The following is a 23,010-nucleotide window of genomic DNA, read 5'->3' as shown; positions in this document are numbered from 1 at the left end:
GGCCGTGCCGGTGGGGAGAGACGCGGCCTCCTTCGGCATCCGGCTGGCGGCCGCCATGGCGTCGCGTTCCGCACTGTGCGTCGGTATCGACCCCCACGCCGCCACCCTGGCGGCGTGGGGGCTCGGCCGCGACGAGCAGGGCCTCACCGCCTTCGGGGCGACGCTCGTCGACGCGGCCGCCGGCCACGCGGCGGTCGTGAAGCCGCAGATCGCATTCTTCGAGGCCGCGGGGGTGCCGGGCTACCGTGCGCTCGACGCGACCCTGCGTCGAGCACGCGATGCGGGCCTCCTGGTCGTCGCCGACGTGAAGCGCGGCGACATCGGCAGCACCGGTGACGACTACGCGGAGGCCTGGGTCGACCGCGACGGGCCGTTCCGGGCCGACGCGATGACCGTGTCGCCGTACCTCGGTTACGGGTCGCTGCGCGGCACGATCGACACCGCCCGGGCGAACGGCGCCGGGGTCTTCGTGCTCGCGGCGACGAGCAACCCCGAGGCGCGCGTGCTGCAGACCGCGGTGCTCGCCGAGGGGCCGCGTTCCGGCCGGACCGTGGCGGCCGGTATCGTCGAGGACGTGGCAGACGACAACCAGAGCGCAGCCGAGCAGCCCCTCGGGGACGTCGGGCTGGTGCTCGGCGCGACCCTCGACCTCGACGACTTCGGGATCTCCGGCGACGACATCGGCACCGCGCCGGTGCTCGCGCCGGGATTCGGTGCACAGGGTGCCCGCATCGAGGACCTCCGCTCGCTGTACGGCGCCCGCGCCGGGCAGGTGCTCGTGAGCGAGTCGCGCGGCCTGCTCGTGGACGGCCCGGACGGCGTCGCCGCGCTCGTGGCCGACCGTGCCGACCGGATCGCCGCCGCGCTCGGAGCCGCCGCGTGACGGACGGTGCCGACCGCGCGTCGCTCCCGGCCCACCGGAACCCGCCGGAGGTCGACCGTGTCGCCGCCGCGCAGGCCGCGGTGGCGGCGCGACGCGCCCGGGCAGCGGTGAAGGCCGCGATCGTCGCGGGGGAGCGGACGCCGCTCGAGGTCGCCCGTGCGGCGTGGTCCGACGAGGACGCTCCGGCGGAGAAGTCGCTCCGCGTCCGCGACCTCCTGACGTCGCTGCCCGGGATCGGTCCGGCGCGCGCGGACTCCGTGATGCAGACGCTGCGGATCGCGACGTCGAAGCGGCTCGGCGGGCTCGGCGTCCGACAGCGTTCGGCGCTGGCGGACTGGCTCGCCGCGCGCGGGCAGAAGCGCACGGCGTCGAAGCTCGTGGTGCTCGCCGGGCCGACGGCCGTCGGCAAGGGCACCGTCAGCGCGTACATCCGAGAGCACTTCCCGGACGTCAACCTCAGCGTGTCCGCGACGACCCGGAAGCCCCGCCCCGGCGAGGTCGACGGCGTGCACTACTACTTCGTGGACGACGCCGAGTTCGACCGGATGATCCGCGACCGGGAGCTCCTCGAGTGGGCGACCGTGCACAACTCGTACCGCTACGGCACGCCGCGTCCGCCGATCGACCGCGCGCTCGACGCCGGCGACCGCGTGATGCTCGAGATCGACCTGCAGGGCGCCCGCCAGGTGAAGGACGCGATGCCCGAGGCGGTGCTGGTGTTCCTGCTGCCGCCCACGTGGGAGGAACTGGTCCGCCGGCTCATCGGTCGCGGCACCGAGTCCGCCGAGGAACAGGCGCGCCGGCTCGAGACCGCGAAGGTCGAACTCGCCGCGCAGGACGAGTTCGACGTGAAGATCGTGAACTCCGATGTCAGCACCGCGGCACACGAAGTCGTAGACTTGTTCACTGCGCCCTGACGGGCGAGAAGTATTCTTCCCTCGACAGGAGACACCATGGCCAACCCCCAGGGCATCATCGACCCGCCCATCGACGACCTGCTCGCCAAGGTCGAGTCGAAGTACGCGCTCGTGATCTTCGCGTCGAAGCGCGCTCGCCAGATCAACGACTACTACGCCGACCTGCACGAGGGCTCGCTCTTCGACAACGTCGGTCCGCTCGTCGACTCGACCATCGACGACAAGCCGCTCTCCGTCGCGCTCCACGAGATCAACGAGGACAAGCTGACGGTCACCAAGCAGCAGCAGCCCACCGACTGATCCCGGTGACGACGAGCAACCTGCGCCTCTTCACGTCCGAGTCGGTGACCGAGGGGCACCCCGACAAGATCTGCGACCAGATCTCGGACACCATCCTCGACGCCCTGCTCGAGGTCGACCCGCACGCACGCGTCGCCGTCGAGACCATGGTGACGACGGGCCTCGTGCACGTCGCCGGTGAGGTCACCACCTCCGGCTACGTCGAGATCCCGAAGCTGGTCCGCGACGTGATCACGGGCATCGGGTACAACTCGTCCGAGGTCTCCTTCGACGGTCGCACCTGCGGCGTCGAGGTGTCGATCGGCGCACAGTCCCCGGACATCGCGCAGGGCGTCGACGAGTCGCTCGACAGCCGCTCGGGTGCCGGCGTCGACCCGCTCGACCGCCAGGGTGCCGGCGACCAGGGCATCATGTTCGGCTTCGCGACGAACGAGACCCCCGAGTACATGCCCGTCGCCATCTGGCTCGCGCACCGGCTCGCCGAGCGCCTGGCCGCGGTCCGCAAGTCGGGCGAGCTGTCGTACCTCCGCCCGGACGGCAAGACGCAGGTGACGGTCGGGTACGACGGCGTCGTGCCGAAGACGGTCGAGACCGTCGTGCTCTCGACGCAGCACGCCCCGAGCGTCACGCTCGATCAGCTCACTGCGGACGTCACGGAGCACGTGATCCGTCCGGTGCTCGCGCAGGTCGACCTCGATGCGTCGCACGTCGACGTCATCGTGAACCCGACCGGCCGCTTCGAGATCGGCGGGCCCCAGGGCGACGCCGGCCTCACCGGTCGCAAGGTCATCGTCGACACGTACGGCGGGGCCTCCCGGCACGGCGGCGGTGCCTTCTCGGGCAAGGACCCGTCGAAGGTCGACCGCTCGGCCGCGTACGCGCTCCGCTGGGTCGCGAAGAACGCCGTGGCCGCGGGCCTCGCCGACCGGCTCGAGGTGCAGGTCGCCTACGCGATCGGCCGTGCCAAGCCCGTCGGACTGTACGTCGAGTCCTTCGGGACCGGCCACGTCGACGACGCCACGATCGAGGCCGCGATCCTGCAGGTCTTCGACCTCCGGCCCGCCGCGATCATCCGCGACCTCGACCTCCTCAAGCCGCGCTACGCCACGACGGCGACGTACGGCCACTTCGGTCGTGACCTCCCCGGCTTCACCTGGGAACAGCTCGATCGCGTCGAGGAACTGCGCGCCGCGGCAGGACTCGTCCCCGCCACCGTCTAGCGGTCCCGCGTGACCACCGTCGCGCGCGTCGTCCTCGACTCGCCGCTCCCGCAGTTGGACCGTCTGTTCGACTACCGGGTGCCGAGCGAGCTCGAGGACGACTGCGTGCCCGGGGTCCGCGTGAAGGTCCCGCTCCGGACCGGTGCCAGGATGTCCGACGCCTACGTCGTCGAGGTCGTGTCGGAGGGCACTGTGCTTGTTGATACGACCTATGCCGGCGAGCTGAGCCAGGTCGAGGAGGTCCTCTCCCCGGTGCCGGTCCTGGCACCGGAGATCTGGACGCTCGCGCGCGCCGTCGCCGACCGCGCCGCCGGTGTCGCCTCCGACGTGCTCCGGCTCGCGGTGCCGACCCGTCAGGTCCGCGCCGAGAAGGCCTGGCTGGCCCGCGACACGTCGTGGTCGCCGCCGGTGGTCCACCCCACCCCCGTCACCGGCTACGCCGAGGGCGCCCTGGAGGCACTGCTCGCCGACCACGGTCGGGCTGCGGTCGACGCCGTCCCCCACCCCGTCGACCTCGGCTCCGTCGACGAACCCGTCTGGGTGCCGGGATGGGCCGCGACGCTCGCGCAGGCAGCGTCGCAGGTCGTCGCCCGCGAGCAGTCGGCCGTGCTCGCGGTGCCGGACTTCCGCGACGTCGCCGACCTGGAGCGGGCGCTCCTCGCCGTGCTGCCGCCCGAGCGTGTCGTCCGGTTCGACGCCAAGCAGACCAACGGGCAGCGGGCGAAGGCCCTCCTGCAGGCCCGGACGCACGCGGTGGTCGCGATCGGCAACCGCACGGCGGTGTTCGCGCCGGCGACCGAGCTCGGCCTCATCGCGATGTGGGACGACGGCGACGCCTCGTTCGTCGAGCCCCGGGCACCGTACGTGCACTCCCGGGACGTCGCGCTCGTCCGCACCGCGCAGTCCGGCGCCGCGCTCCTGTTCCTCGCGCACGCCCGCTCGACCGACGTGCAACGGCTCGTCGAACTGCGCTGGCTGCAGGAGGTCGCACCGTACCGGGTGCCGACGCCGAAGGTGGTCCCGACCGCGCAGCAGGCGAGCGCCGAGGGCTTCGCCGCGCAGGCACGCATCCCGAGCACGGCGTGGCGAGCTGCTCGTGAGGCCAGCCAGCACGGGCCGGTGCTCGTCCAGGTCGCGAACCCAGGCTTCGGTACCGGGCTCGTCTGTGCCGACTGCGGCGAGCGTGCGCACTGCCGGGTGTGCGGGGGACCGCTCGGCAGCCCGCACCGGAACGCGACGCCGCAGTGCCGGTTCTGCGGTGCGCTGGCGGTCGGGTTCCGCTGTCCGACGTGCGGCGGCGGGAAGCTCAAGCCGGTCGGGCAGGGGGCGCAGCGCACCGCCGACGAGCTCGGTCGCGCGTTCCCCGGCACGAGGATCGTGGTCGCCGACGGCTCCCGGCCGCTCGACGAGGTACCGGCCCGCCCCGCGGTGGTCGTCGCGACCCGAGGTGCGGAGCCGAGCGTGCCCGGCGGGTACGCGTGCGTGCTGCTCCTCGACGGCGAGCGGCTGCTGGCCCGCGAGGGACTCCGGGTGCAGGAGGACGTCCTGCGGTTCTGGACCAACGCCGCGGCGAAGGGCGCACCCGGCGCCGAGGTCTACCTCGTCGGCATCGGCGGGCGACTCGCGACGGCGATGGCGACGTGGCGGCTCGACGGTCCTGCGCACGACGAGTTGGCCGATCGCCGCGAGTTGCACTTCCCGCCGGCGGTCCGCGTCGCGACGCTCACCGGGACGGACGAGGCCGTGACGGCCGCGGTCGAGGCCCTCGGCGACGCCACGGCCGGTCCCGTCCTCGGCCCGGTGCCCGTCGAGGGCGACCCGGTGCCCGGGACCGTCCGGGCGATCGTGCGGTTCCCGTACGCGCACGGTGCGGAGGTCGCGGCGACACTCAAGGCCGAGGTGATCCGGCGCTCGTCGACCCGGCGGGTGCTCCCGGGCGGCAACCGTCGTCGTGCGGCGCCGACCCTGCGCGTGCGGCTCGACGACGTCGAACCCTTCACCGAGGTCTGACTGGCGCGGACGCGGCCCCACGGCATCGTTGCGCGTTCGTGCTGCGACACCACACCGCGTGATCGACGTGTGTTTCGTCGCACGATGCGCCTGCATCGTGCCGCGCGGGACCGAGGCGGCCCGTCCCGCCACCGCGACGCCGCACGGCCCGCCGGGTGACCGTTCGCCCACCGACGCCGCGTGGCGCGGCCGAGCCGTGCCTCCCGGCCGGTGCCGGACGCGCGGCGCACCCCGCGCCGCGCACCCGCGCCGCGCGCCCCGCGCGAGCCGACCTGTGGGAGGCTGGACGACGGTGGCCACGAACCACCGCCGAACACATCACACGCACGACGAAGTGACGAGGTGACGCCGATGCGGGCGCTCTACAAGCCGGACGCGGGTCCGGGTCTGACCATGACCGACCGGCCGGTGCCGGAACCGACGGAGGACGAGGTCCTCATCCGGGTCCTCCGCACCGGGATCTGCGGGACGGACCTGCACATCCAGCGGTGGGACGACTGGGCGGCGTCGGCGGTGACCGCTCCGCTCGTCCCCGGCCACGAGTTCTTCGGCGAGGTCGTCGAGGTCGGCGCCGGCGTGCGGGACGTCGCCGTCGGGGACCTCGTGTCCGGCGAGGGCCACATCGTCTGCGGCACCTGCCGGAACTGCCGGGCCGGCCGCCGACAGATGTGCATCCGGACGAAGGGCCTCGGGGTGCAGCGCGACGGCGCGTTCGCGGAGTACCTCACGCTGCCTGGCACGAACGTCTGGGTGCACCACGGGCCCGTCGAGCCCGAGGTCGGTGCGCTCTTCGACCCGCTCGGCAACGCTGTCCACACGGCGCTCGCGTTCCCGCTCGTCGGCGAGGACGTCGTGGTCGCCGGGTGCGGCCCGATCGGCCTCATGGCGATCGCGGTCGCACGCCACGCCGGTGCACGGTTCGTCGTCGGCACGGACGTCAGCCCGAACCGGCTCCGGATGGCGGAGCAGATGGGCGCCGACCACGGCGTCGACGTCCGAGGCGACGGGGCTGCCGCGCTCCGCGCAGCGCAGGGGCGACTCGGCATGCGCGAGGGGTTCGACGTCGGCTTCGAGATGTCGGGTGCACCCACCGCGCTTCCCGCTCTCGTCGAGAACATGAACCACGGCGGACGGATCGCGATGCTCGGGCTCCCGAGCGGGCCGATCGCTGTCGACTGGGGCAAGGTCGTCACGCACATGCTCACCGTGAAGGGCATCTACGGCCGTGAGATGTTCGAGACGTGGCAGGCGATGAGCTCCATGCTGCAGACGAGTGCGGTGCTGCGGGACCGCATCGGCTCGATCGTGTCGGCGCGCTACCCGGCGCGCGACTGGGAGGCAGCGTTCGCCGCGGCGGCGAGCGCGGACGGCGGCAAGGTCGTCATCGACTGGACGGAGCACTGATGTACGGCGCGATCAAGGACCACCTGGCGACGGAGCTCGCGGGCATCGAGGACGCGGGCCTCACGAAGCGGGAGCGCGGCATCGCCGGTCCGCAGCGGGCGGCGATCGAGGCGGACGGCACCGACCTGCTGAACTTCTGCGCGAACAACTACCTCGGGCTCGCGGACTCGACGGACCTCGTCGACGCGGCGAAGGACGCGCTCGACCGGTGGGGGTACGGGATGGCGAGCGTGCGCTTCATCTGCGGCACGCAGGACCTGCACCTCGACCTCGAGCGGCGGGTGGCGGGGTTCCTCGGCACCGAGGCGGCGATCCTGTACTCGTCGTGCTTCGACGCGAACGGCGGCCTCTTCGAGGTGCTGCTCGGCCCCGACGACGCGATCATCTCGGACGAGCTGAACCACGCGTCGATCATCGACGGCATCCGGCTCTCGAAGGCGCAGCGGTTCCGGTACCGGAACCGGGACACGGCCGACCTGGAGGCGCAGCTCGCCGCCGCCTCGTCGGCTCGGTTCCGTGCGGTGGTCACCGACGGCGTCTTCTCGATGGACGGGTCGATCGCGCCGCTCGCCGAGATCTGCGACCTCGCCGAGCGGTACGACGCCCTCGTCATCGTGGACGACTCGCACGCGGTCGGGTTCATCGGCGAGCACGGCCGGGGGACACCCGAGCTCTGCGGCGTCGCCGACCGGGTCGACGTGTACACGGGGACGTTCGGCAAGGCGCTCGGCGGGGCGTCGGGCGGCTACGTGGCGTCCCGACGGGAGATCGTCGACCTGCTCCGCCAGCGGTCCCGGCCGTACCTGTTCTCGAACTCCCTCGCCCCGGTGATCGCCGCGGGGACCGTCGCGGCGCTCGACCTCGTCGAGCGGTCGGACGACGCCCGCGCCCGGCTCGCCGCGAACGCGCGGACCTTCCGGTCGCTCATGACCGACGCCGGCTTCGAGCTGCTGCCGGGGGAGCACCCGATCGTCCCCGTGATGTTCCACGACGCCGCCCGCACGGCGCGGATCGCCGACGAGATGCAGGCCCAGGGCGTCTACGTGACGGCGTTCAGCTACCCGGTGGTGCCGAAGGGGCGGGCGCGCATCCGGGTGCAACTGTCGGCGGCGCACACCGAGGAGCAGGTGCGGCGGTGCGTCGACGCGTTCGTGGCGGCGCGGGACGCGGTCGGATCGGACTGACGCGTCGACGGCCCCGGGAGCTGCTCGCTCCCGGGGCCGTCGCGGACGAGGCGGACCTCTCGGACCCGGTCAGGGCCCGACCGGCCGCTGACGCTCGCGCGGGAACACGATCCCGAGCGCCACCATGCCGACCGCGAGCACGAGGTGCAGCCAGTTGTCCGCCCAGTTCAGCGGCACGAAGTTGGCGCCGGACATCGTGCCCGCGGTGAAGAGGCCGTACACCCACAGCACGAAGTAGACGAGCCCGCCGATGACGAGGTACATCCGGGAGCCCGTCGGGTAGCGCGCCGCGAGCAGCCCCACGACGCCGAACAACAGGTGCACGACGTTGTGCAGGACCGAGACCTGGAAGATCCCGAGCAGCATCGCCATCGAGCCGTGGCCGGCCCCGGCGAGGTCGCCCGACGTGAGCCCCGGGACGAACCCGGCGATCCCGACGAGCAGGAACACGATGCCGACGACGAGCGCGGTCTTCTGGATGCTCGAGCCGGCGTAGCGGTCGGTGGACGTGGTGACGTCGGACATGGTGCCTCCCTGGTTCGGCGTGTCCCCGACCGTACGCACCGGGTGGACGCCTCGTTCCACGTCCGCGCAGCCGGGACACGTCGGCGTGGGAGACTCGTGCCGTGACGACGGGGGACGACCAACGACCGCTCGCGGCCTGGCGGTACCAGGGACGACTGCGGACGTACCAGCAGGACGTGCTCGACCGCGTCCCGGTCGTACCCGGCGACCCGGTCCACGTCGTCGCTCCGCCCGGCGCCGGCAAGACGCTCCTCGGACTGCTGCTCGCCGGACGGCACGGTGCCCGCGCACTGGCCCTGGCCCCGACGGCCACCATCCGGTCCCAGTGGGTCCGGTCGGCTGCGGCGCTCGACGGCACCGCCACCGTCTCGGAGGACCCGGAGGCGCCCGGCGACCTCACGGTGCTGACCTACCAGATGCTGTCGGTGCTCGAGACGGGGAACCCGCTCACCGACCTGGCGAGTGCGGACTGGCAGCGCGAGCTCGTCTCGGGCGGACGCGACGAGGAGGACGCGGCGTCGTGGCTCGCCGACCTCGGACGGTCGAACCCGACGGCCCACCGGAAGGGGATCGCCCGCCGCTCCCGGGCGATCCGCCGCCGACTCGCCCGCGAGGACCCCGCGCTCCTCGCATCGGCGCTCCACCCCAACGCCCGCGCGCTCGTGGACCGGCTCGTCGCGCACGGCGTCGAGACGATCGTCCTGGACGAGTGCCACCACCTGCTCGACCACTGGGCACTCGTCGTCGCGTACCTCGCCGCCCGCATCCGGGACGCCGGGCGTGAACCCGTCCTCATCGGACTCACCGCGACCCTGCCGTCGACCGACGACCGCGCCGCGCACGACAACTACACGGCGCTCCTCGGCGAGGTCGACCACGAGGTCCCGACCCCTGCGGTCGTGAAGGAGGGCAACCTCGCGCCGTACCGCGACCACGTCTGGTTCGTCGAGCCCACCGCGGACGAGGTGACGTTCCTCCGGGGGCACGAGCAGCGTCTGGCGGAGCTGGTCACGAGCACCTTCGACGATCCGGACGGTGCCGAGTGGCTCGTCGCGACGCTCCAACCACCCGCCGACCCCGCGGGGTCCACCGGCCGGGACGACCCGGAGGCACGGCTCGCCCGCGCGTTCGACGCCGACTTCGCGGTGGCCGAGTCCGCCGCCCGCATGCTCGCAGAGGTCCGCCCGGACCACCCCGTGCTCGACCTGCTGCACCGCGGGGCACGGACCGCGCCGGACGCCGAGCAACGGCTGCGACTCCTCGCCCGCTACGCCCTCGACCGGCTCCTGCCGGACCCCGCCCGCAGCGAGCAGTGGCTCCGCATCAAGCGCTCGATCGTCGACTTCGGCTTCACCCTCAACGACCGCGGTGTCCGGCGAGGTCGCGACCCGATCGACACCGTGCTCGCGTCCTCGGCCGCCAAGGACACCGCGGTCGGCGAGATCCTCCGCCTCGAGGCCGGCCAGGACGCCGTCGAGCACCTCCGGGCGGTCGTCGTGACCGACCACGCCACGCACGGCAACACCCGGGGGAGCGGTGGACGGGGCGCCGGAGCACTCCGGACCTTCACGACCGTGACCGCCGACCCGGCGCTGGCCCGCTTCCGTCCGGTGCTCGTCACGGCGCAGCACCTCCGCATCGCGGCACGCGACGTCGACGTGCTGCTCCCGGCACTCCGCCGGCGGCTCGGGGACGGCCTCGCGACGACCACCCTGGAGGACGCTCCGCACGTGCTCGCAGTCGACACCGGCGGGCACGGCTCGGCCGCGGTGCTGTCCGCCGTGTCGGAGCTCCTGACCGACGCCACGACCCGACTGGTCGTCGGCACGCGCGGACTCCTCGGCGAGGGGTGGGACTGCCCGGCCGCCAACACGCTCATCGACCTCACCGCCGTGGCGACCTCCGCGGCGACCCAGCAGCTGCGCGGTCGGACGCTCCGCCTCGACCCCGCCTGGCCGCGCAAGGTCGCCCACAACTGGACCGTGACGGCCGTCGTCCCGCCCGACGTGCCGCTGCTCGCCGTACCCGACGTCGCCCGCCTCCACCGCAAGCACGAGCAGATCTGGGGGCTGCTCCGCGCGGACGACGCCCAGGTCGTCCGCGGCACCGGCACGGCGCTGACCGAGGCGCAGGCCCTGCGCCTCGGCGGACTCGTCGCGAAGGACCGCCGGCAGAGCGTCGCCGGGCTCGACGCCGACATCGCCGCAGCGATGCCGAGTCGGGCCGACACCCACGCCGCTTGGCGCATCGGCGAGCCCTACGCCGACCGCGAGGGCTCGGCCGCCGTCGTCGAGGAACCGGACGCTGCGCCGTTCACGACCGGTCCCACCGCCGCCGTCGTGATGGCCGGGGTCCTCGCCGTCCTGCTCGTCGTGGTCGGACAGGGGCTCCGCGTCCTCGTCGAGGCCTGGCGCGCCGGAGCGGTGGCCGGGGTGGCCGGGACGGTCCTGCTCGCCGCCGTCGCAGCGGCGCTGGCGTGGCCGGTCGCCCGTGGCCTCGGGACCGCCCTCCGTCAGCGCTTCGACTCCGTCGGGGGGTACCGCCGTGCCGTGCGGGTCGTGATCGACGGACTCCACCGAGCCGGCCGGATCCCCGCGTACGGCGACGGGGACGTCCGCGTCACGGCACGGTGGGCGGGTCGCGTGCCGGCGGCGTTCACGATGGAGGTCGTCGGCGGCTCGGTCGCCGATCGCCGGACGGTCACGGCCGCCTTCGCGGACTTCTTCGGGCCCGTCCGGACGCCGCGGTTCCTGCTCGAGACCGGCCGCGTCGAGGCCACGCGGATCCGACGGGCGCCACTCCTCGCCGCGTCGCTCTGGGCCGCGCGGCGACTCACCCGCGGCAACCGGTTCCTCGCCGTGCCCACCGGGATCGGCCGCCGTCGCGAGGACGCCGAGGCGTTCGCCGCCGACTGGGCACGGCGGGTCGGCCCGTGTCGCCTCCACGAGGTCGACTCACCGGAGTCGCTCGTCCTCCTGCTCCGCGCCCGTCGCGACTCCGGCGCCTCGTCGACCCCGCCGACCCTCCGCGACCAGTGGTCGTGACCAGCCGCGCGCGCACCGCACGAGCGTGACGTCCGCCTGCGTGGCCGTGGGACGATGGACCCCATGCGTCTCGTCGTCGCCGGCAGCCCCGCTGCGGCCGTCCCCACCCTCCGCCGACTCGCGGCGTCCGACCACGAGATCGTCGCGGTGCTCACCCGCCCCGCGACACCGCAGGGTCGCAAGCGGGTCCTGACGCCGACGCCGGTCGCTCAGGTCGCCGCGGAACTCGGTCTGCCGGTGATCGAGGCGTCCCGGGTCGACGACGCGGTCACGGCCGAGCTCGCCGCGCTGGAGCCCGACCTCGGCGTGATCGTCGCCTACGGCGCGCTGCTCCGCCGTCCCGCGCTCGACACCCCGCGGCTCGGTTGGGTGAACCTGCACTTCTCCGACCTGCCGGCGTACCGCGGCGCCGCGCCCGTCCAACGTGCGGTGATGGCCGGCGACACGGACACGGCCGCCACGGTGTTCCAGCTCGTCGAGGCACTCGACGCCGGCCCCGTGTACGCGTCGGAGCCGTTCACGATCGACCCCGACGCGACGAGCGGTGACGTCCTCGCCGCGATGGCGGAGACCGGCGCCGAGGTCGTCACACGGGTCGTCGACGACCTCGCGGCCGGCACCGCGGTCGCCACCGAGCAGACCGGCGACGTCACCCTCGCGCCCAAGCCCACGGCCGAGGACGCGCACGTCCGCTTCGACGAGCCCGCCGTCCACGTCCACGCACGGATCCGTGGCGTCACGCCCGAGCCCGGCGCTTTCGCCCACCTCGGCGAGACGCGCGTCAAGCTGCTCCGCACCGCACTGCAGCCGGGAGGCGCGCCCTCCTCCACCCCGCACCTCGCGCCCGGCGCGCTCCGCCTGGTCGACGGCCGGCTGCTGGTCGGCACGGCCGACGACCCGCTCGTGCTCACCGAGGTGCAGCCCGCCGGCAAGAAGGCGATGGACGCCGCAGCCTGGGCCCGAGGGCTCGGCCAGCTCGACGGGAAGGTCCTCGCATGAACACCGCCGGAGCCCAGCGCAGCCGGGGACCGCGTCCGACGTCGGCCCGGCGGGTGGCGTACGACGTCCTCCGCGCCGTGCAGGTCGACGACGCGTACGCCAACCTCCTGCTGCCCGCCCGGATCCGCCGTGCCGGGCTCGCGGCGCGTGACGCTGCGTTCGCGACCGAGCTCACGTACGGATCGATCCGGATGCTCGGCCGCTACGACGCGATCGTCGGTATCGCGTCCGGCCGTCGGGTCGAGAACATCGAGGCCGACGTCCTCGACGTGATGCGCCTCGGCACCCACCAGTTGCTCGGCATGCGCACCCCGACGCACGCCGCGGTCTCCGCGACGGTCGAGCTCGCCCGCGAGGTCGGCGCCCGCCGGGCCACCGGCTTCGTCAACGCCGTGCTGCGGAAGGTCGCCGCACGGACCGACGCCGAGTGGGACGCCGCGATCACCGAGGGCCGTGGTGGCGATGCGCTCCTGGCGACGCGGTGGTCCCACCCGACGTGGGTCGTGTCGGCGCTGCGGGACGCCCTCGCCGCCGAACGGTCCCGGGACGAGCTCGCGGCCTTGCTCGCGGCCGACAACGTCGCACCACGGGTGCAGCTCGCCGCGCTCCCCGGGCTCGCGACGGACGACGACGTCGCCACCGCGACCGGGTCGCACGGCGCTGCGGCCGACCCGACCGACGGCGCTGCGGCTGACCCGACCGACGGCGCTGCCGTGGACGGCGGCGAGGCGGTGGACGGGACCGACGACGTGCCGGCGGCCGACGACGCGACCGGCACCGTGCCTCCCGTCCGGGCTGACGCCGACCTGCTCCCGGTCTCACCCACCGGCATCCGCGGCGTGTCCGGTGACCCCGCCCGCGTGCCGGGTGTCGCCGCCGGCCGGCTCCGCGTGCAGGACGAGGGCTCGCAGCTCGCCGCCCTCGCGCTCAGCCGGTCGTCCGCCGTGCGACCGGGGGAGCGGTGGCTCGACATGTGCGCCGGACCCGGGGGCAAGGCGGCGCTGCTCGCCGCCGAGGCCGCGGTCGGCGGCGCGCACCTCGTCGCGAACGAACTCGTACCGGCGCGGGCGGGGCTCGTGCGGAAGGCCCTCGCGGGCTTCGGCGACGGCGTGACCGTGGTCGAGGGCGACGGGCGACGCTTCGGTGGTGACGGTGCGGGCGTGCAGTACGACCGCGTCCTGCTCGACGCGCCGTGCACCGGGCTCGGAGCACTCCGGCGCCGCCCGGAGGCCCGGTGGCGCAAGCAGCCCGAGGACGTGCCGGACCTCGCCGCGCTCCAGGCCGAGCTGCTCGACGCCGCCGTCCGGGTGCTCGCCCCGGGCGGCACCCTGGCCTACGTCACGTGCTCACCGCACCTCGCGGAGACCCGCGGGCAGGTCGACGCCGTGCTCGAGCGGCACCCCGGTGTGCTCGAGCAGCTCGACACCGCGGGCGTCCTGCGGGCGGTGGCCGTGCGGGACCCGCAGGTGGCGGACGGCCCGGTCGCGCAACTGTGGCCGCACCGGATCGGCACCGACGCGATGTTCGTGGCGCTGTTCCGCCGCGTGGGCTGAGCGGGCGGCGCGGCTGCGACGCTGAGTCTCGCGCTGAGCGACAGTTCTCGTGCCGCGGAACCCGAGAACCGTCGCTGAGACCGAGTCTCGCGGAGCCCGAACCAAGTCTCGGGGCACCACCGCCGCCGGTAGGGTTGCCGGGTGACGATCCGCATCTCGCCGAGCATCCTGTCCGCCGACTTCGCGAACCTCGAGCGCGAGCTCCACCGCATCGAGACCGCCGACCTGGTGCACGTCGACGTGATGGACAACCACTTCGTGCCGAACCTCACCCTGGGCCTGCCGATCGTGCAGCGTCTGCAGGAGGTCTCCCCGGTGCCGCTCGACGTGCACCTGATGATCACCGACGCCGACACCGAGGCGCCGAAGTACGCCGAGACCGGGGCGTCGAGCGTCACGTTCCACTTCGAGGCCGCCTCCGACCCGGTCGCCACAGCGGCGGCCATCCGGTCGAACGGTGCCCGTGCCGCGGTCGCGGTGAAGCCCGGTACCCCGATCACGCAGGTGCTCCACCACCTCGACGCCTACGACATGATCCTGCTCATGACCGTCGAGCCCGGCTTCGGTGGTCAGGCGTTCATGCCGTCGGTGATGCCCAAGCTCGCGGACGCCCGCGCGGCGGTCGACGCGTCGGGCCTCGACGTCTGGCTCGAGGTCGACGGTGGCATCGCGGTGGACACCGTTCCCGAGGCGGTCCGCAGCGGCGCCGACACGCTCGTCGCGGGGTCGGCCGTCTACGGCGGCGAGCCGGCGCAGCGGATCGCGGACCTCCGCGGAGCCGCGGCAGCAGCCCGATCGTGACCGACGCGGACGACGCGACCCGTGCCTCCCGTCCGGACGGTGCGGTCGGCGAGCCGACGCAGGACGGTAGCCTGGACCCCGTGAAGACGTTCGACGACCTGTTCGCGGAGCTGACCGAGAAGGCGCGCACGCGCCCCGAGGGCTCCGGCACCGTCGCCGAACTGGACGCCGGCGTGCACCAGATCGGCAAGAAGATCGTGGAAGAGGCAGCCGAGGTCTGGATGGCGGCCGAGTACGAGGGCGACGAGCGCACCTCGGAGGAGATCTCGCAGCTGATCTACCACCTCCAGGTGCTCATGGTCGCGAAGGGACTCACCCCGGCGGACGTCTGGCGACATCTGTAGGACGCACTCCGCGCCCACGGGCGTGGTCCGCACCCGACAGCAGTCACCGACCCTCCTCCAGAAAGCAGACCCCTGATGCTCCGCATCGCCGTGCCCAACAAGGGCTCACTGTCCGAGACCGCCTCCGAGATGCTCCGGGAGGCCGGGTACGCCGGCCGCCGCGACCCGAAGGCGCTCCACCTCATCGACGAGCGGAACGGGGTCGAGTTCTTCTTCCTCCGTCCGCGTGACATCGCGACCTACGTCGGCTCGGGCGCGCTCGACGTCGGCATCACCGGCCGCGACCTGCTGCTCGACTCCGGGTCCGAGGCGCACGAGGTCGACGCGCTCGACTTCGCCGGCTCGACGTTCCGGTTCGCCGGGGCACCGGGACGCTTCGGGTCGCTCCAGGACCTCGAGGGCGTGCGGGTGGCGACGAGCTACCCCGGCCTCGTGGGCGACTTCCTCGCGAAGCACGGTGTCACCGCGACGCTCGTGAAGCTCGACGGCGCGGTCGAGAGCGCGGTCCGACTCGGGGTCGCCGACGCCGTCGCGGACGTGGTCTCGACGGGCAGCACGCTGCGGCAGGCCGGGCTCGAGATCTTCGGGCCGGTCATCCTCGAGTCGACCGCCGTCCTCATCGCCACCGACGAGGCCCGCCCGGGCATCGACGTCCTCCGCCGACGCCTGCACGGCGTCCTCGTGGCGCGGGGCTACGTCATGCTCGACTACGACATCCCGACGTCGCTCGTGCCCGACGCCACCGCGATCGCCTCCGGCATGGAGTCCCCGACGGTGTCGCCCCTGCACGGTCGCGACTGGTCCGCGGTGCGCGTGATGATCCCGCGCTCGGACATGAACCAGATCATGGACTCGCTGTACGAGCTCGGCGCCCGGGCGATCCTGGTCAGCTCGATCCACGCGGCACGCCTGTGAACGCCGCGGTGTCCGGTGCCTCGGGGACCCCGGCTCGCGAGGGCGGCGTCGCGGTCCGTGTGATCCCGTGCCTCGACGTCCAGGGCGGTCGCGTCGTGAAGGGCGTCAACTTCCTCGACCTGCAGGACGCCGGCGACCCCGTCGAGCTCGCCGCGCGGTACTACGAGCAGGGTGCCGACGAGCTGACGTTCCTCGACGTCGGTGCCACGGTCGAGAACCGCGCGACGATGTACGACACGGTCACCCGGACCGCCGAGCAGGTCTTCATCCCGCTCACGGTGGGTGGCGGCGTCCGGAGCGTCGACGACGTCGCGCGCCTGCAGCAGTGCGGTGCCGACAAGATCGGTGTGAACAGCGCCGCGATCGCCCGCCCGGAGCTCGTCGGCGAGATCGCTGACCGCTTCGGCGCGCAGGCGGTCGTGCTGTCGCTCGACATCAAGCGTTCCGACCGGATGCCGTCCGGTTTCGTGGTCACCACCCACGGCGGTCGCACCGAGTCCGACCTCGACGCGATCGCGTGGGCGCGCGAAGCGGTGGAGCGCGGTGCGGGGGAACTCCTCGTCAACTCCATCGACGCCGACGGCACGAAGAACGGGTTCGACCTCGAGCTCGTCGCCGCCGTGCGAGCGGTCGCGTCGGTCCCGGTGATCGCCTCGGGTGGCGCCGGTCACCTCGACCACTTCGCCCCGGCCGTCGAGGCGGGTGCCGACGCGGTCCTCGCCGCGAGCGTCTTCCACCGCGGCGAGATGACGATCGGCGACGTCAAGGCGGCGCTGCGCGCCGCGGGCGAACTCGTCCGCTGAACCGACCCGCTGACGGACGGGAGGCCCGTGGCGGCACCGCCACGGGCCTCCCGTCCGGTCTTCCACACCCCGCGTGGTCCCGCGTGGCACGCCGTAGGCTAGGAACCTCATGACCGACAGCACCAGCGCCAGCACCGACGCGGTCCTCGACCGCGTGCGATTCGGTGCGGACGGCCTGCTCCCCGCCATCGTGCAGGAGGAAACGTCGAAGGACGTCCTCATGCTCGGGTACATGGACCGGGAAGCCCTCCGCCGCACCCTGACCGAGGGGCGGGTGACCTTCTGGTCCCGCTCGCGGCAGGAGTACTGGCGCAAGGGCGACACCTCCGGGCACGCGCAGTACGTGCGTGCCGCGGCGCTCGACTGCGACGACGACACCCTGCTCGTGACCGTGCAGCAGGTCGGTGCCGCGTGCCACACGGGCGCGCACGCCTGCTTCGACGTCGATCCTCTCTCGCCCGTCACGGCGACCGCTCCGGAGGCCTCCCGATGACCGACCAGCCGCACTCCACCCGGCGCGAGGAGTTCGACGGACTCCTCGCCGACCACCGCGTCGTATCCGTGGTCCGCGCGCTCTTCGCCGACAGCGAGACCCCGGTCGGCGTCTACCGCAAGCTCGCCGACGGCCGACCGGGGTCGTTCCTGCTCGAGTCCGCCGGGCAGGGCGGCCTGTGGTCGCGCTGGTCCTTCGTCGGCGTGCGGAGCTTCGGTGTGCTCACCCAGGACGACGACCGTGCCGTCTGGATCGACACCGGCATCCCCGCCTCGCGTGCGGTCGACTCGCTCGACGGCGCGCCGCTCGACGTCCTCGCCCGGCTGCACGAGCGGTGGGCAACGCCGCGCGTCCCCGGTACGCCGCCGCTCGTCGGCGGGACCGTCGGGTTCATCGGGTGGGAAGCCGTCCGACAGCTGGAACACCTGCCGAACGTGCCCGCGGCCGACTTCGACGTGCCAGGGCAGGCCCTGGCGTTCGTGTCCGAGCTGGCCGCGCTCGACCACCGCACGGGGCTCGTCCTGCTCGTCGCGAGCGTGCTCAACGACGGTGAGGACGACGCCGACACGATGTGGGCGGACGCCCAGGCACGACTCGACCGGATGCAGGCCGACCTCGTCCAGCCCACGGTCGCGACCGTGGCCGAGGCCTTCGACATCGCCGAACCGACCCCCTCCCACCGGTCGACCCCGGACGAGTACATGGCCGCGGTGCAGCGCTCGAAGGAGTTCATCCGCGACGGCGACGTCTTCCAGGTGGTCATCTCGCAGCGGTTCGACCACGAGGTCACCGCGGACCCGCTCGACGTCTACCGGGTCCTGCGGACGCTGAACCCGAGCCCGTACATGTACTTCCTCGCGCTCTGCGACACCCACGACGACCCGTTCTGGATCGTCGGCGCCTCACCGGAGGCGCTGGTGAAGGTGCAGGCCGGTCGGGCCATCACGCACCCGATCGCCGGGTCACGTCCGCGTGGTGCGACGCCGGAGGAGGACGTGCGCTTCGGCGAGGACCTCCTCGAGGACCCGAAGGAGCGCGCGGAGCACCTCATGCTCGTCGACCTCGCACGCAACGACCTGCAGAAGGTGTGCGAGCCGGGCACCGTCGCGGTCACCGAGTTCATGACGGTCGAGCGGTTCAGCCACATCATGCACCTCGTGTCCAGCGTCGAGGGTGCCGTGCGCCCGGACGCCTCGGCGATCGACGTGTTCCGAGCGACGTTCCCGGCCGGCACGCTGTCGGGGGCACCGAAGCCGCGCGCGCTCGAGATCATCGACGAGCTGGAGCCGGCCAAGCGTGGCGCGTACGCCGGGGTCGTGGGCTACTTCGACTTCGCGGGTGACGCCGACCTCGCGATCGCCATCCGGACCGCGATGATCCAGGACGGCGTCGCACGGGTGCAGGCCGGAGCCGGCCTCGTCGCCGACTCGGACCCGGCGACCGAGCACACGGAGACCGTCAACAAGGCGGCGGCGCCGCTGCGTGCGGTCGCGACGGCGAACCGGATGCGCGAGGTGCGATCGTGACCCTCCGGCGCTCCCGTCCACTCGTCGTGGTCGCCGGGCTGCTGGTCGCCGGCATCGTCATGCTGTCGTGGACCCAGACGTGGTTCACCGTGCACCTGCGCGCGGGGTCGGCCGTGGTCGCCACCGTGACCGCCGACGGGTCGAAGACCGTGCCGCAGTACACCGCGCTCGCGATCGCCAGCCTGGCGCTGTTCCTCGCGTTGACGATCGCGGGACGGGTGCTGCGGGTCGTGCTCGCCGTGGTCGAGGTGCTCCTCGGCGTCGCCGTCGTGGTCACCGGGGCGTCCGCGCTCCGTGACCCGGTCGCGTCCGCCCGTGCGGCGATCGGCGAGGTCGCGGGGGTGAGCGACCTCGCCGGTGTCCGGCGTGTCGTGTCCTCGGTGGACGTCACGGCGTGGCCCGCGGTGGGGATCGCCGGCGGCGTGCTGGCGGTGGTGCTCGGGATCGTCGTGCTGTTCGTGCAGCGCGCGTGGCCGGGGCCGAGCCGCAAGTACGGCGCGGCGACCGCGGGCGCGGCGGCGGACGCACGTGCCACCGCGACGCAGCGCGACGCCGTGACCGACTGGGACGACCTGTCGGCCGGCACGGACCCGACCGACCCGTCCGCCGACGGTCCGCACGGCGCTGACCGCACGCCGTCCGCCGACGGCGAGCGTGCCGGGACCGCCACGGTCGACGCGGTAGGGTTGGAACACGGCGATCGACCGACGACGCCGGAGCAGAACGAGGAGCACCGTGAGCAACACTGAGCCCGCAGAACTCGGCGAGGGCCACTCGCCGGCAGCCTGGACGGCCGTCGTCATCATGCTGATCGGTTTCGCGGCTGGGACGCTCTTCTTCTGGTTCGACCAGCCGATCGGCGTGTGGATCTCCGCCGCGGTCGTGGTCGTCGGCCTCGTCGTCGGCGCCGTCATGGCGAAGGCCGGCTACGGCGTCAACGGCCCGAAGTTCGTCCCGAAGCACCACGGCGAGTAGTCCGACCATGCCGAACGTGCTCGAGACCCTCGTCGCGGGCGCGCTCGAGGACGCGGCCGCCCGTCGCGCCGACCGTCCGTACGCGGACGTCGAACGCGACCTCGACCGGGTGGCGTCGCCCCTCGACGCGCTGACGTTCCTCGCCCCCGGCGACGACGTGAAGATCCTCGCCGAGGTCAAGCGTGCGAGCCCGTCCCGCGGCTCGATGGCCCCGATCGCCGACCCCGCGGCCCTCGCCGCGGAGTACGAGCGTGGCGGTGCGTCCACGATCAGCGTCCTGACCGAGGGCCGGAAGTTCCTCGGCAGCCTGGCCGACCTCGAGGCCGTCAAGGCCCGGGTGGGCGTGCCGGTGCTCCGCAAGGACTTCATCGCCGACCCGTACCAGGTCGTCGAGGCACGGGCTGCCGGTGCCGACGTCGTGCTGCTCATCGTGGCGGCCCTCGAGCAGCCGCGGCTCGTCGAGCTGCACGGCCTGGCCGAGGAGCTCGGGATGCGCGTGCTGGTGGAGGCGCACTCCGCCGACGAGGTCTCGCGTGGTCTCGACGCCGGTGCCCGCATCCTCGGCGTCAACGCCCGGGACCTCACCGACTTCTCGCTCGACCGCTACCTGTTCGGCTCGCTCGCCGACCGCATCCCCGACGGTGTGGTCCGCGTCGCCGAGTCCGCCGTCGCCGGTCCCGCCGACGTCGCGCACTACCGTTCCGCCGGTGCCGACGTCGTCCTGGTGGGGGAGGCGCTCGTCACGGGCGACGACCCCGCCGCCACGCTCGCGTCGTTCATCGCCGCCGCCCGGTCCTGACACAGGACGGGCGGGCACCGAGACGACGTCCGGCTCCCGGGGACCGTCGACCCCCGGCCCCGCAACGACCCACCCGGTCCGGCAGTCCCGGACCCCGCACGGAAGGCATCTCGTGACCTCGCTCCGCGATCAGCACGGCCCCTACTTCGGCGACTTCGGCGGACGGTTCGTCCCCGAGTCCCTCGTCCTGGCGCTCGACGAGCTCGAGGCGGCCTTCCGCGAGGCCTGGGCGGACCCGGCGTTCCGGCAGGAGCTCGACGATCTGCAGCGCGACTACACCGGACGCCCGTCGATCATCACCGAGGTGCCCCGGTTCGCGAAGCACGCCGGCGGTGCCCGGATCATCCTCAAGCGCGAGGACCTCAACCACACCGGCTCGCACAAGATCAACAACGTGCTCGGCCAGGCGCTCGTCGCGAAGCGGCTCGGCAAGACCCGCCTCATCGCGGAGACCGGCGCCGGGCAGCACGGCGTCGCGACCGCCACGGCCGCCGCGCTGTTCGGCATGGACTGCGTCGTCTACATGGGCGCGGTCGACACGGAGCGCCAGGCCCTGAACGTCGCACGCATGCGGCTGCTCGGCGCCGAGGTCATCCCCGTGGAGACCGGCTCCCGCACGCTCAAGGACGCCATCAACGACGCCCTGCGGGACTGGGTCGCGAACGTCGAGCACACGCACTACCTGCTCGGCACGGTCGCTGGTCCGCACCCGTTCCCCGAGATGGTCCGTGAGTTCCACAAGGTGATCGGGGACGAGGCCCGACAGCAGGTACTCGACAAGGTCGGCCGGCTGCCCGACGCCGTCGCCGCGTGCGTCGGTGGGGGTTCGAACGCGATGGGCATCTTCGACGCCTTCCTCGACGACGAGTCCGTCGCCCTGTACGGCTACGAGGCCGGTGGCGACGGCATCGAGACGGGTCGCCACGCCGCGAGCATCTCGCTCGGCCGGACCGGTGTCCTCCAGGGCACGAAGTCCTACCTCATGCAGGACGAGGACGGCCAGACGATCGAGAGCCACAGCATCTCCGCCGGGCTCGACTACCCGAGCGTCGGACCGCAGCACGCGCACCTCGCAGCGATCGGACGCGCGAAGTACGAGCCGATCACCGACGCCGAGGCGATGGAGGCCTTCCGCCTCCTCAGCCGCACCGAGGGCATCCTCCCCGCGATCGAGTCGTCGCACGCCCTCGCCGGTGCGATCAAGCTCGGCAAGGAACTCGGCCCCGACGGCGTCATCCTGGTCAACCTGTCCGGCCGCGGCGACAAGGACGTGGCCTCCGCCAGCCGGTACTTCGGCATCCTCGACGAGAACGCGGTGCAGCTGTGAGCACGAACACGAACACCTCGGTCGCGTCGACCATCGACGCCGCCAACACCGAGCGCGCCGGAGCCGTCGTCGGCTACCTGCCCGCCGGCTTCCCGGACCTGCAGACGAGCGTCGACTCGGCGGTCGCCCTCGCCGAGAACGGCGTGGACGTCATCGAGCTCGGTCTGCCGTACTCCGACCCGGTGATGGACGGCCCGGTCATCCAGCGCGCCGCGGAGGAGAGCCTGGCGAACGGTTTCCGTGTCGCGCAGGTCTTCGACGCGGTCGACCAGATCACGAGTAGGGCCGACGTCCCGGTGCTCGTGATGACGTACTGGAACCCGGTGCTGCGCTACGGCGTCGACCGCTTCGCCGACGACCTGGTCGCCGCCGGTGCGTCCGGGCTCATCACGCCGGACCTCATCCCGGACGAGGCCCGCGAGTGGATGGACGCCTCGGAGCGCACCCACCTCGACCGTGTCTTCCTCGCCGCGCCGTCCTCGACGGACGCGCGCATGCACCAGGCCGTCGAGTCGAGCCGCGGCTTCGTGTACGCCGTGTCGACCATGGGTGTGACGGGTGCGCGCGTCGGGGTCGACGCTGCCGCGCGGACCGTTGTGTCGCGCCTGCGGGACGCCGGTGTCGAGCGCACGTGCGTCGGGCTCGGCATCTCGACGGCCGACCAGGTCGCGGAGGTCCTCGAGTACGCCGACGGCGCGATCGTCGGTTCGGCGTTCGTCCGTGCCCTCGCCGACCTGGGAGTGCAGGGCGTCGCCGACCGCGCGGCGGACCTCACGAGCGGCGCGCAGCGCCGCTGACGGACGGCACCTCCTGGAGGCCCGGATCACGTGAGCGGAGCCGGTCACGTGATCCGGGCCTCCAGTCGGTCGTTCCCAGGGAAGAAACCGACCGTCACGATTTCCACAGGACCGTCCACGACGGTCATGGCGGGCCGGTGGTCCGCGCTACAGTGATCGAGGCCGCGCCGGACGGCGGCCAGGCCAGCAAG

At 73.2% G+C, this 23,010-nt stretch carries 22 protein-coding genes; 21 read left to right on the top strand and 1 reads right to left on the bottom strand.

Annotated elements, in window-relative coordinates; translation table 11 throughout:
- Positions 1–4 precede the first annotated feature (4 nt).
- From pyrF to ACIPYW_RS13560, 7 genes are all read left to right on the top strand, one after another.
- Entirely contained in the window at positions 5–883 is an 879-nt protein-coding gene (pyrF, locus tag ACIPYW_RS13590) for an orotidine-5'-phosphate decarboxylase (RefSeq protein ID WP_400414384.1), read from the top strand.
- Positions 880–1,800, top strand: coding sequence for a guanylate kinase (gmk, locus tag ACIPYW_RS13585; protein ID WP_400414382.1), 921 nt, complete (start codon positions 880–882; stop codon positions 1,798–1,800). Before pyrF ends, gmk begins: the two co-directional genes overlap by 4 nt.
- Before the next feature lie 36 nt (positions 1,801–1,836).
- Entirely contained in the window at positions 1,837–2,100 is a 264-nt protein-coding gene (gene rpoZ / locus ACIPYW_RS13580) for a DNA-directed RNA polymerase subunit omega (RefSeq protein ID WP_022906709.1), read from the top strand.
- Between the two features lie 5 nt (positions 2,101–2,105).
- Complete coding sequence (metK, locus tag ACIPYW_RS13575) at positions 2,106–3,320, top strand: methionine adenosyltransferase (RefSeq protein ID WP_400414380.1); 1,215 nt, start codon at positions 2,106–2,108, stop codon at positions 3,318–3,320.
- Positions 3,321–3,329: 9 nt separating this feature from the next.
- Entirely contained in the window at positions 3,330–5,330 is a 2,001-nt protein-coding gene (locus ACIPYW_RS13570; RefSeq protein WP_400414378.1) for a primosomal protein N', read from the top strand.
- 351 nt (positions 5,331–5,681) lie between these two features.
- The gene (tdh, locus tag ACIPYW_RS13565) at positions 5,682–6,734 is read left to right on the top strand and encodes an L-threonine 3-dehydrogenase (protein ID WP_400414376.1); all 1,053 of its coding nucleotides are present in this window, start codon (positions 5,682–5,684) and stop codon (positions 6,732–6,734) included.
- On the top strand, positions 6,734–7,918 hold the full coding sequence (locus ACIPYW_RS13560; RefSeq protein WP_400414375.1) for a glycine C-acetyltransferase: 1,185 nt from the start codon (positions 6,734–6,736) through the stop codon (positions 7,916–7,918). The genes tdh and ACIPYW_RS13560 overlap by 1 nt, the downstream gene beginning before the upstream one ends.
- Before the next feature lie 69 nt (positions 7,919–7,987).
- Here the strand turns inward: ACIPYW_RS13560 and ACIPYW_RS13555 are convergent, their stop codons facing one another.
- Positions 7,988–8,443: a DUF4383 domain-containing protein gene (locus tag ACIPYW_RS13555; protein WP_400414373.1), complete on the bottom strand. Its 456-nt coding sequence runs from the start codon at positions 8,441–8,443 to the stop codon at positions 7,988–7,990.
- A gap of 101 nt (positions 8,444–8,544) precedes the next feature.
- On the opposite strand from ACIPYW_RS13555, the gene ACIPYW_RS13550 reads away from it, so the two are divergent.
- The 14 genes from ACIPYW_RS13550 (at position 8,545) to trpA (ending at position 22,819) form a co-directional block, all read left to right on the top strand.
- Positions 8,545–11,487 (top strand): hypothetical protein, encoded by a 2,943-nt coding sequence (locus ACIPYW_RS13550; protein WP_400414371.1) that lies wholly within the window; start codon positions 8,545–8,547, stop codon positions 11,485–11,487.
- A gap of 63 nt (positions 11,488–11,550) precedes the next feature.
- Positions 11,551–12,486, top strand: coding sequence for a methionyl-tRNA formyltransferase (fmt, locus tag ACIPYW_RS13545; protein ID WP_400414368.1), 936 nt, complete (start codon positions 11,551–11,553; stop codon positions 12,484–12,486).
- A complete protein-coding gene (locus ACIPYW_RS13540; RefSeq protein WP_400414365.1) occupies positions 12,483–14,039 on the top strand; it encodes an RsmB/NOP family class I SAM-dependent RNA methyltransferase in 1,557 nt (518 codons plus the stop codon). The genes fmt and ACIPYW_RS13540 overlap by 4 nt, the downstream gene beginning before the upstream one ends.
- 141 nt (positions 14,040–14,180) lie before the next feature.
- Positions 14,181–14,840: a ribulose-phosphate 3-epimerase gene (rpe, locus tag ACIPYW_RS13535; protein WP_400414363.1), complete on the top strand. Its 660-nt coding sequence runs from the start codon at positions 14,181–14,183 to the stop codon at positions 14,838–14,840.
- Between the two features lie 80 nt (positions 14,841–14,920).
- Positions 14,921–15,184 carry a phosphoribosyl-ATP diphosphatase gene (locus ACIPYW_RS13530; protein WP_058726551.1) on the top strand — a complete coding sequence of 88 codons (264 nt, stop codon included), beginning with the start codon at positions 14,921–14,923 and terminating at the stop codon, positions 15,182–15,184.
- 75 nt (positions 15,185–15,259) lie between these two features.
- Entirely contained in the window at positions 15,260–16,099 is an 840-nt protein-coding gene (gene hisG, locus ACIPYW_RS13525) for an ATP phosphoribosyltransferase (protein WP_290131630.1), read from the top strand.
- Complete coding sequence (gene hisF / locus ACIPYW_RS13520) at positions 16,096–16,902, top strand: imidazole glycerol phosphate synthase subunit HisF (RefSeq protein WP_400414358.1); 807 nt, start codon at positions 16,096–16,098, stop codon at positions 16,900–16,902. The genes hisG and hisF overlap by 4 nt, the downstream gene beginning before the upstream one ends.
- A 109-nt stretch (positions 16,903–17,011) precedes the next feature.
- Positions 17,012–17,395, top strand: coding sequence for a phosphoribosyl-AMP cyclohydrolase (gene hisI / locus ACIPYW_RS13515; RefSeq protein ID WP_400414356.1), 384 nt, complete (start codon positions 17,012–17,014; stop codon positions 17,393–17,395).
- Positions 17,392–18,921 (top strand): anthranilate synthase component I, encoded by a 1,530-nt coding sequence (locus ACIPYW_RS13510; protein ID WP_400414353.1) that lies wholly within the window; start codon positions 17,392–17,394, stop codon positions 18,919–18,921. Before hisI ends, ACIPYW_RS13510 begins: the two co-directional genes overlap by 4 nt.
- Positions 18,918–19,670: a Trp biosynthesis-associated membrane protein gene (locus tag ACIPYW_RS13505; RefSeq protein ID WP_400414351.1), complete on the top strand. Its 753-nt coding sequence runs from the start codon at positions 18,918–18,920 to the stop codon at positions 19,668–19,670. The genes ACIPYW_RS13510 and ACIPYW_RS13505 overlap by 4 nt, the downstream gene beginning before the upstream one ends.
- On the top strand, positions 19,657–19,896 hold the full coding sequence (locus tag ACIPYW_RS13500) for an HGxxPAAW family protein (protein WP_290131634.1): 240 nt from the start codon (positions 19,657–19,659) through the stop codon (positions 19,894–19,896). The genes ACIPYW_RS13505 and ACIPYW_RS13500 overlap by 14 nt, the downstream gene beginning before the upstream one ends.
- A 16-nt stretch (positions 19,897–19,912) precedes the next feature.
- Positions 19,913–20,695, top strand: coding sequence for an indole-3-glycerol phosphate synthase TrpC (trpC, locus tag ACIPYW_RS13495; RefSeq protein ID WP_400414816.1), 783 nt, complete (start codon positions 19,913–19,915; stop codon positions 20,693–20,695).
- A 112-nt stretch (positions 20,696–20,807) separates the two neighbouring features.
- Complete coding sequence (gene trpB, locus ACIPYW_RS13490) at positions 20,808–22,022, top strand: tryptophan synthase subunit beta (protein ID WP_290131635.1); 1,215 nt, start codon at positions 20,808–20,810, stop codon at positions 22,020–22,022.
- The gene (gene trpA / locus ACIPYW_RS13485) at positions 22,019–22,819 is read left to right on the top strand and encodes a tryptophan synthase subunit alpha (RefSeq protein WP_400414348.1); all 801 of its coding nucleotides are present in this window, start codon (positions 22,019–22,021) and stop codon (positions 22,817–22,819) included. The genes trpB and trpA overlap by 4 nt, the downstream gene beginning before the upstream one ends.
- The last annotated feature ends 191 nt before the right edge of the window (positions 22,820–23,010 follow it).

The sequence above is a fragment of the Curtobacterium sp. NPDC089689 genome, from assembly GCF_044749145.1.
Taxonomy (GTDB): Bacteria; Actinomycetota; Actinomycetes; order Actinomycetales; family Microbacteriaceae; genus Curtobacterium.
The sequence above is the reverse complement of the archived record's forward strand: the minus strand, read 5'-3'. Positions and strand labels throughout refer to the sequence as shown.